At 61.2% G+C, this 9,470-nt stretch carries 9 protein-coding genes and 1 rRNA gene; all 10 read left to right on the top strand.

Features of this window, described 5'->3' with window-relative positions; translation table 11 throughout:
- Nucleotides 1-99 (top strand): 5S ribosomal RNA (gene rrf, locus JGZ97_RS15000); the annotation flags it as partial.
- Between the two features lie 383 nt (nt 100-482).
- Nucleotides 483-2,462: a glycosyltransferase family 2 protein gene (locus JGZ97_RS14995; RefSeq protein ID WP_207063488.1), complete on the top strand. Its 1,980-nt coding sequence runs from the start codon at nt 483-485 to the stop codon at nt 2,460-2,462.
- A 467-nt stretch (nt 2,463-2,929) separates the two neighbouring features.
- The gene (locus JGZ97_RS14990; RefSeq protein ID WP_207063486.1) at nt 2,930-3,427 is read left to right on the top strand and encodes a tetratricopeptide repeat protein; all 498 of its coding nucleotides are present in this window, start codon (nt 2,930-2,932) and stop codon (nt 3,425-3,427) included.
- A 197-nt stretch (nt 3,428-3,624) separates the two neighbouring features.
- The gene (locus JGZ97_RS14985) at nt 3,625-5,328 is read left to right on the top strand and encodes a GspE/PulE family protein (RefSeq protein WP_207063485.1); all 1,704 of its coding nucleotides are present in this window, start codon (nt 3,625-3,627) and stop codon (nt 5,326-5,328) included.
- 2 nt (nt 5,329-5,330) lie between these two features.
- On the top strand, nt 5,331-6,542 hold the full coding sequence (locus tag JGZ97_RS14980; RefSeq protein WP_207063483.1) for a type II secretion system F family protein: 1,212 nt from the start codon (nt 5,331-5,333) through the stop codon (nt 6,540-6,542).
- 49 nt (nt 6,543-6,591) lie between these two features.
- Entirely contained in the window at nt 6,592-7,020 is a 429-nt protein-coding gene (gene gspG, locus JGZ97_RS14975; RefSeq protein ID WP_242521809.1) for a type II secretion system major pseudopilin GspG, read from the top strand.
- Nucleotides 7,021-7,026: 6 nt separating this feature from the next.
- Nucleotides 7,027-7,500 (top strand): GspH/FimT family pseudopilin, encoded by a 474-nt coding sequence (locus JGZ97_RS14970; RefSeq protein WP_207063493.1) that lies wholly within the window; start codon nt 7,027-7,029, stop codon nt 7,498-7,500.
- Nucleotides 7,475-7,915: a prepilin-type N-terminal cleavage/methylation domain-containing protein gene (locus JGZ97_RS14965; RefSeq protein ID WP_207063480.1), complete on the top strand. Its 441-nt coding sequence runs from the start codon at nt 7,475-7,477 to the stop codon at nt 7,913-7,915. Before JGZ97_RS14970 ends, JGZ97_RS14965 begins: the two co-directional genes overlap by 26 nt.
- Nucleotides 7,912-8,547, top strand: coding sequence for a prepilin-type N-terminal cleavage/methylation domain-containing protein (locus tag JGZ97_RS14960; protein WP_207063479.1), 636 nt, complete (start codon nt 7,912-7,914; stop codon nt 8,545-8,547). The genes JGZ97_RS14965 and JGZ97_RS14960 overlap by 4 nt, the downstream gene beginning before the upstream one ends.
- Nucleotides 8,544-9,470, top strand: a complete 927-nt coding sequence (locus JGZ97_RS14955) for a general secretion pathway protein GspK (protein WP_207063478.1) — start codon at nt 8,544-8,546, stop codon at nt 9,468-9,470. Before JGZ97_RS14960 ends, JGZ97_RS14955 begins: the two co-directional genes overlap by 4 nt.

The following is a 9,470-nucleotide window of genomic DNA, read 5'->3' as shown; positions in this document are numbered from 1 at the left end:
TCCGGAACCACCTGACTCCATCCCGAACTCAGAAGTGAAACGGTCCAGCGCCGATGGTAGTGTGGGGTCTCCCCATGTGAGAGTAGGTCATCGCCAAGCGCCTTATCCTGAGAAACCCCCGGCACACTGTGCCGGGGGTTTTTCGTTTTCAACGCGTAAGATTTTAAGTGTCTGGTTTTTATATCTATTTTGGCTTGCCGAAAAAAGAGGTGGCACTTTATTATTCTTTTGCTTAATTAGCACTGTCATCTTTCTCTGCTAGAGTTATCCGAACCCGATACCTGATGCCTTGCTACCGGGTTCAGTGAACATGGAGGTCCACTTTGAATGCTGTAATGTCGCCGAAGGCTCGGCCCGTTTCCCCTGTCCTGCAAAAAAGCACTCCCGAAAACCCCAATACAGAGATTGCCCTCACGCTCTTGGCATTGGCCATCACTTTGACGGCGTGTATCGGTGCCACTTTCGAGATCGCTCCACTGCTGATGGCGGAATTAGCCCGTGGGCAGTGGTTGTCGCTGGCCCGCGACGGCAGCTTTGCCGTCATAGTCGGTGCGCTGGTGTACGGTGGGCTGGTCTATCAGCTTGCCCGCCTCTCCTACTTAAAGCGGGCCAAACGTCACCGCCGCGCCAGCCGAGCGAATCTCGAGGCAGTTTTTGACCAGCCTGATGCGCCCCCGCTGGCGATCCTTGTGCCCAGTTACAAAGAGGAACCGCGGGTGGTGCTTGCCACGTTGTTGTCAGCCGTCTTGCAGGAGTACCCCAACCGGCGGGTGACCTTGCTGATCGATGATCCGCCCACCGCGCACACGTCGCACGACGCTGCGCTGCTCGAGGAAGCCCGCAGTTTGCCCATGCGCATCTGTCAGATGCTGGCAGAGCCGGCCGCGCAATTCAGCGCGGCGCTTGACGGGTTTGAGCAACGCCGGGCAGCCGGTGACGTGGACGTCTGCGAAGAGCGGCAACGGCTGGTCGGCCTTTATCGACGGGCGAGCCTGTGGTTTGGGGCTACCCGTGAGCAATGGCACTGTGAAGACCATGCCGACCAGCTGTTCTGCTCGCAGGTGCTGGCGCGTCAGGCCTTGGCTTTAGCAAGCCGAGCCGCAGAGCTCTCACGTGAAGCGCCGAGTGATGCCCGGTTCGACGTCAATCAAGTCGCCCGGGAGTATCGTCGGCTCGCCTCGCTTTTTAACGTCAAAATCGACAGCTTTGAACGCAAGCACTTTGCGAACCTCTCTCATGAGCCTAACAAGGCGATGAACCTGAACAGTTATATCGGCATCATGGGCAGCCATCTGCGCTACGTCGAGAGCCCCCAGGGTACCTTGCTGGAGGCGTGCCCGGCTGAAGAGGCGGATCTCAGCGTCGCTGACGCTGAGTTTCTGATTACCCTGGATGCCGACAGTATCATCGTGCCCGACTACGGGCTGCGCCTTATTCACGAAATGCAAAAGCCAGCCAATACGCGCTTGGCCGTGGTTCAGACGCCCTACAGCGCGGTTCCCGGTGCGCCCGGCGTTCTGGAGCGGGTGGCCGGCGCCACCACCGACATTCAGTACATTATCCACCAGGGTTTCACGGGCTGGGGCTCAACGTTCTGGGTTGGCGCTAACGCACTGCTACGCAAAGAGGCGCTGGAAGCGATTGCCGAGGAGTATGACGAGCGAGGCTTTACCGTGCGCCGTTATATTCAGGACCGGACTGTCATCGAGGACACCGAGTCCAGCATCGACCTGATCGATCGCGGCTGGCAACTGCACAACTATCCCGAGCGCCTCGCCTTCAGCGCCACGCCGCCGGACTTCGGCTCGCTGCTTATTCAACGGCGTCGCTGGGCCAACGGTGGCCTGATCATCCTGCCCAAGTTACTGGCCTTTCTTGGCCGCGGCCCGGGCCGGCTGCGAAAGCTGCCCCAGGCCTTCATGCGTATCCATTACCTGGCCTCAATCGCGCTGGTCAATACAGGGCTGTTGATCGTCCTCGCGCTGCCGCTGACGGATAATATCCAGAGCCTGTGGCTGCCGCTGACGGCGCTGCCTTACTTCGCCCTGTACAGCCGGGACCTGATCCAACTGGGGTATCGTGCCAGCGATATGGTGCGTGTCTACGCCCTTAACCTGGTGCTGATCCCCGTTAACTTGGGCGGGGTACTGAAATCTGTGCAGCAGTTCTGGACCAAGGAGAAGATTCCCTTTGGTCGAACGCCAAAAGTCCAGGGCAGAACGGCCGCGGCTCCACTTTATGTCGTGGCCCTCTACCTGATTCTGTTCCAGTGGATCATATCGGCCGGCCTAGACGTAACGGCCGAACGCTGGCTCCATGCAGGGTTTGCCGGATTCAACGCGGCGCTGCTTCTTTATGGCATCCTGGCCTTCGTCGGGTTGCGGGAAAGCTTTGAAGACCTTAGGCAGAATGGCGATGAACTGCCCTCGGTTCAGTCCACGCCCTCCGCCGCAGGCGGCTAGAAGGGCGTTCATCAAGCGCGCGACAGTCGCCGTCATACCTTGTCCGGGCGTCTCACCCGGCGTGGTTCCGGACGCGATGAGCCTGTGGATAGGTTCGCGCCCGCTTTAGATTAGGCAGGGGGTGGTCGTCGCTCCTCGTCCTTGGGGGCTGGGCTTGGCGTTGATTCAGTCAGCGTTGCTCGGGCTGGCGGCTGATGGATAATCACCGGTTTTAGCTCTTTCTCCTTGCGCTCGCGTTTTTGGGTCTGGGGTTGGCGGCACGGTAGGTGCTCGCCAACGTCCGGCCAAGAACGTCTGCCCCATCCGTTCATGCCGCATGCGATCTGGTGTTGGTCAGTTGTAGCCACTGGCTGCTCCGGCTGGGGCAGGGAATCCAGGTTCGTTGGGCGTCACCTATAATCTGGCGTACACCAGGGATAGGCCTAGCGTCGACCAAGGCGCGGGTATATATAAACAAGGAGTAGCTAATGCCGGCTCGATTATTTAAAGCTCTCACATTTTTCACCCTGTTGCTTTCAGTAGTCAGCGCGCGGGCCGACTTTGAACAGGCGGTGGAAAACTACAACGCGGGCGATTTCAGTGCGGCGTTCAGTGAGTTTAAAAAATTGTCTCAAGATGGCGACCCTCGAAGCATTTACAACCTGGCCAATATGTATCGTAAGGGCGAAGGTGTTGAGGCCGATGCCGAGCAGGCCGTGCGGCTGTATCGGGCGGCGGCAGAACGGGGACACGCGCTGGCCCAGAACGCGCTGGGTGTGATGTACGCTATGGGGAAAGGCGTTGAGCCCAATGATATTGAGGCATACGCCTGGTTCACCGTATCGGCGCTACAAGGCAATCCGGAAGCGAAGGAGAACGCTGACCGGGCGCGGGAACTGCTCTCGAATCAACGCCGTGCTTCGGCGGAGCTGATCGCCAGGCAATATTTTGAAAACTACGTAGGCCGGCTAGAGGCGCCGGAGTAGCGGGCGAGCTTCCGTGCGAACAACATCAAATCGAGGACAGCCTCTCCCTTATTTTTGCCTTAATAAATTAAGTAAAAAATAAGTTTGATTTAATCCCTATTTAATATCCTGTCGGTTCATTTAGCTCGAGGCCGAGTTAGTCTCTATCGATATCCCGATTATAATTACCGTTGTTTTTCCGGGTTGAGATAGCGCCTATGGCTTCGCTGAATGCCGCTCAAGCTTACGCCCCATCACCCCGATTGGGCGAAATTCTGGTTGATGAAGGCGCACTCGCCGAGCCCGACCTCGAGCGCGCCCTGCGGGTCCAGGTTCAGCAATCCGGCGCCGAGCGCCTGGGCGGGATTCTCGTCAAGCTCGGCCTCGTGTCCGAGCGTCAGGTGGTGGGCTGTCTCGCCGGTCAGTTGCACGTCCCGTTGGCCTCTTCTGAGCAGTTTCCCGACCAGTTATTTTTGGAAGACCAGGTCTCTTCCAAGTTTCTCAAAGACAGCCGGGCCCTGATCGTTGGCGTCGACGAGCGGACGCTGAATGTCGTGATGGAGAACCCAGGGGACCGGTTTGTTATTGAGTCTCTGCGGATGATCTCGGGGAAGGAGGTGCAGGTTAGTATCGGCCTGCCGTCTGAAATCGAGCGGATCCAGAAGGCGCTGTTTGAGGCGGCCGAGGAGGAGGCCAAAGGGGGCGCAGAGGCCCAGTTCAGCCACGATATCGAACACCTCAAAGAGCTGGCCAGCGAAGCGCCGGTGATCAAACAGCTCAACCAGATCCTGCAGCGCGCCGCGGAGCAGGGGGCATCCGATATCCATATCGAGCCATTTACCAATCAGCTGCGGGTTCGCTACCGCATCGACGGTGTGCTCAGAGAGAGTGATACCCTCACCGCCGAGTATGGCCCGGCGGTCATCTCCCGGGTCAAGATCATGGCCAACCTGGATATCGCCGAGCGCCGACTGCCACAGGACGGGCGCTTTCACATTCGTCAAAACGGCAGGGACCTGGACCTGCGGGTCTCCACCGTGCCCTCCATGGTGGGCGAGAGCCTGGTGATGCGGATCCTCGACCGGGCGCACGTGCGGCTGGAGTTTGGGGTGCTGGGCTTCAGCGAGGATACGCAAGCGCGGTTGCTGGCCCTGCTTCGCCGGCCGCACGGTATTTTGCTGGTGACCGGGCCGACCGGTAGCGGGAAAACCACCAGCCTCTATACGGCGTTGCAGTATCTCAACACCCCCGAGCGCAAGATACTGAGCGTTGAGGACCCGGTGGAGTACCAGCTAGAAGGGATCAACCAGATACAGGTCAACAGCAGCATCGGACTGACCTTCGCCAACACCCTCCGGTCGTTGCTGCGCCAGGACCCGGATATTCTGATGATTGGTGAAATGCGTGACCAGGAAACCGCACAGATTGCCGTCCAGTCCGCCCTGACCGGCCACCTGGTGCTCTCGACCCTGCATACCAATGATGCGGTGAGCAGCATCACCCGGATGCTGGACATGCGGGTTGAAGATTACCTGATCACCTCCTCGGTCATCGGCATACTGGCGCAGCGGCTGGTACGCAACCTCTGCCAGCAGTGTCGTGAGCCCTATGCCGCGCCCGCGGAGCTGGTTCGTAAATGGTCACTCGAGCAAATCGCCGGCCCCGGCGAGATAACCCTGTATCGCGCCCGGGGCTGCGGCCACTGCCACCATACCGGTTACGTGGGGCGCAGCTGTATTGCCGAGCTGCTGGAGATGACCGACGAGTTGAAGCAGTCGATTCTGGCGTCGAAAAACAGCGTCGAGCTGGTGCAGCAGGCCAAGCGGCAAGGCATGTCGACCCTGTTTGAGAGCGGCCTGGCCAAAGTGGTGGCGGGAATAACCTCCATTGAAGAGGTCCTTCGCGTCACCATGGAAAAATGAGTATGCCGAGCTTCCATTACCGGGCCACCAGCTATAAAGGAGAGGTTGTGCAGGGAACCCTGACCGGGGTTTCCGTCGACGATGTGGCAGAACAGTTGCAGGCTCAGAAGCTGATCCCCTTGCAGATCGGTGACGGCAGCAAGCGTGCGGGGCTGGCCCTGGGATGGCGTTCGCAAAAGGCGAGTCTCAGCGAGATCAACACCTTTACCCAGGAATTCGCCACCATGCTGCAGGCCGGGCTGCCCCTGGAGAAAACCCTGCGCCTGCTGGCAACCGTCAACGAGAGCGGCCAGGTGCGCGCGGCCCTGGAGGATACGGTCGAGCGTATCCGTTCAGGCAGCACCCTGGGGGATGCGTTCGCCGCACAAAAGGGGATTTTCAGCCCCTTCTACATCAGCCTGATCCGCTCGGGGGAGGCCAGTGGCGCGCTCAACACGGTGCTGACCCATCTTGCCGCCTATCTGGAGCGCAGCAAGTGGCTGCGGGACACCCTGATCTCCGCGCTCATCTATCCTGTGATTCTGGCCAGCGTCGCGCTGGCCTCGGTATTGCTTCTGCTTACCTTCGTGGTTCCCCAGTTCGAGCAGTTGTTCGAGGGCATGGAGCAGCTGTTGCCCCTGTCCACCCGCATCACCATTGCCGCCGGTGACTGGGTCAGGGATTACGGCTGGATTGCGGCCCTCGCCGCCGCCGCCGGGGTAGTGCTCGGGTGGCATGCGTTGAAGGTTTCGGCTTCGTTTCGTTATCACTGTCATCGCCTGGTCGCCAGGCTGCCGATGATCGGCCCGCTGACGGTAAAGGTGGAGACGGCGCGTTTTTGTCGCATGTTGAGCATCTTGCTGAGCAATGGGGTGGCGCTGCTCAAAGCCCTGCAGATCGCCAGGGATACCCAGCGCTCGGAGGTGATGAGAGCGGGGCTGGCCCAGGTCAGCACCGACGTTTCCCAGGGCAGGCGGCTGGCGGAGGCGATTTCGGATCAGGCGCTGTTTCCGCCCCTGGCCGAGCAGATGATCGCGGTGGGAGAAGAGTCGGGGGAACTGGAAAACATGCTGGAGAAGGTGGCGAACTGGTACGACAGCGACATCCAGTCGCACCTCAAGCGGGCGCTTTCAATGCTCGAGCCTCTCCTGATTCTGGTGCTGGGGGCGGTCATTGCCTGGGTGGTCATTTCCATCCTCCTGGCGATGCTCAGCGTGAACGAGCTGGCATTCTGAACGGACAGGCTGCCGGGCGCGGCCATGATGGAAAAGGGAAGATCCAATGATGAAACCGACGAAACGTTTTTGTGACAGAAACGGCTTTACCCTGATCGAACTGCTGGTGGTGCTGGTTATTCTCGGCCTGTTGGCCGGCATTACCGGGCCGCAGGTGCTCAAGTACCTTAAGAAGGCGAAGACCGACACCGCTCAGTTGCAGATCGAGGAGCTGGCCGGCGGTGTCGATCTGTTCAACCTGGAGGTCGGCCGCTATCCCACCACCGAAGAAGGGTTGCAGGCCCTGGTGGTTGAACCCGACGGCCTGAGCAGCTGGAACGGCCCTTACCTGAAGAAAAAGCAGGTGCCCAAAGACCCCTGGGGCCGCGACTACCACTACAAGTCGCCCGGCAGCAATGGCGATTACGACATCTACACCCTGGGGTACGACAATGCTGTCGGCGGCGATAAAGAGAATCAGGACGTGGGCAACTGGTAGCCGGTCATGGCGCGCGTGATGCCCGGCGGCGGGCTTGCAGCGGGTTTTACCCTGATCGAACTGCTGGTGGTGCTGACGATCGCCTCGCTGTTGATCGTGCTGGTGCCCATGTCATTTTCCAAGGGGATGCACCAACTGCAGGGGCAAGCCGAGGTGAGGGACCTGGTGACCACCCTGGCCAGGGCTCGCAGCCAGGCGATCAACCGCCAGCAGGTCGCCAAAGTGGCGATAGAACCCACGGCCTACTGGCAGGTAGAAACGGACAAACACCACCTGGCCACGGGCTGGCAGATAGAGACGCCCGACAGACCGGCTGATCCCGCCGATCCGACTCAGACCCGCTGGCTCCGTTTTTATCCAGACGGCACCGCCGAGGGCATCGTCCTGGCGCTGACCGACGGGCGTAAGCGTTACCCCATGAAGGTTGAGTGGCTAACCGGTAGGGTTCAGGTCGATGAGCCGACGGTCGTTGCGCCTTAACCGGGCCGCGCGGGGTTTTACCCTGATCGAGCTGCTGGTGGCCTTCGTGATCCTGACCCTCTCCATGTCAGTCGTCTACGCCATCTTCTCCAACGGCCTGCGCAGTCTCGCCCTCTCCCAGGATTTCAGCCGGGCAGCGTTGCTGGGGGAATCCCACCTGGCCACCGTCGGAGTGGTGGAGCCCATCGAAGAGGCCGAACGGGAAGGGCGCTTTGACGACAAATACGGCTGGCAACTGCAGGTCCTGCCGGTGTCGAAACCCTCCTCTCCGGTCACCCGGATTGGTGAAGCGCCGCCGCTGGTTCTGTACCGGCTGGCGCTGACCGTCAGCTGGCAGCGTGCCGGAAAGCCCAGGGCGTTGCAGCTCGATACCCTGCGGGTGGCCCAGGCTGACGGCGAATGGGTCCGACGATGAAAACGCAGCCCCGGTCCGGCTTTACCCTGGTGGAGCTGCTGGTGGCCGTCAGCCTGATGTCGCTGGTGGTGCTGCTGGGTTACTCCGGGTTGCACCTCGGGATGAAGCAGTGGCGGGCGGGCCAGACGGTGGTGCAGGCGCTGGCGGAGGAGCGCGCCCTGCGGGATTTTTTGCGCCGTCAGGTGGGCCTGGTCAGCAGCCGTAAGACCGCGTTCCAGGACAGCCTTCGGGATACCTTTGAAGGCGATGTCGATGGCCTTCGATTCATCGCCCCACTGGCGGCATGGGCCAGCGAAGGGGGCTTTTACGAGGTCTGGATCGAACTCGAGGGTCAGCCCTTTGCCGAGGACGGGCGCCAGCTGGTGATGCGCTTCCAGCCCCTGGACCCGGACCGGGAGCCATTCCAGGCCCGTGACCCCGAGCGCATCGTGCTGGTGGAGGGGGTTAAATCGCTGCAACTGGCCTATTACGGCACGCTGCCGCCGGGGAAGCAGGCCCAATGGCGGCGGCTGTGGCGGCACGAGCGGCAGCTGCCGCGCCTGATACGGGTGGGGCTCGAGTTCACGGGGGAGGCGGCCTGGCCCGAATTTTACCTGCCGATCCATATGCAAGCGCCACCGGAGCCCACATGAGCCGCCCGCGGCGACGGCAAACCGGTTTGCTCCCGACCCGCACCCAGCAGGGGGTTGCGCTTTTGACCGTGCTCTGGCTGGTTGGCCTGGTCACCCTGCTGGCGGGCAGTTTCAGTTACATGGTGCGAACCGAAACCCAGTTGGCCAAACACCAGTTGCAGGCCGTCCGTTCCCGGCTGTTGGCCGAGGCCGGAACCGCCCGGGCGATCTTTGAGGTGGCCCAGCCCGCGGAGGCGCGGGACTGGCGGCTGGATGGCGCAGAAAACCGGCTGCAGATGGAGGCAGGGCACGCCGCGGTGCGGATACAGAACGCCAGTGGTTTTATCGACTTGAACCGGGCGGGGCGGCCGCTGCTGTCGCGCCTGTTCCAGCACCTGGCGTTGCCGCTGGAGCAGCGCGATGCCCTGATCGATACCTTACAGGACTGGCGGGACAGCAACGACCTGGTGCGCCTGAACGGGGCTGAAGACCGGGCCTACCTGATGGCGGGGCGCGACTACGGCGCCAAGGACGCCGATTTTGAACGCGAGGACGAGCTGCTGAAACTGCTGGGCGTCACGCCCGCCCTTTACCGCAGAATCCGTCCCTACGTTACCGTGCATTCGGGCATGGCGGCGGTCAACCCGGCTGCGGCCGATAGCCAGATGTTGTTGTTGCTGGCAGAGGGGAATGCTAGGGTCGTTAAAGACCTGCTGGCCGCGCGCGAGCAGGCGGATCCGGGCTACGGCGCCTTCCTGGCCGAAACCCGGGGCCTGACCCAGACCGCTGACAGCCCCGCCTTCGTGGTGCGGGCCGAAGCGGTGGCCACGGGAGGCGGGCGGGTTTATCGGGAGATCGCCGTCAACTACGACGGACGGACGGGGCATTATCGCATCCTGTCCTGGGAGGAAGGGTCAAGGATCATGACCGGAGATCAGGGATAA

Source organism: Motiliproteus sp. SC1-56, from assembly GCF_017309075.1.
Taxonomy (GTDB): Bacteria; Pseudomonadota; Gammaproteobacteria; order Pseudomonadales; family Balneatricaceae; genus Motiliproteus.
The sequence above is the reverse complement of the archived record's forward strand: the minus strand, read 5'-3'. Positions and strand labels throughout refer to the sequence as shown.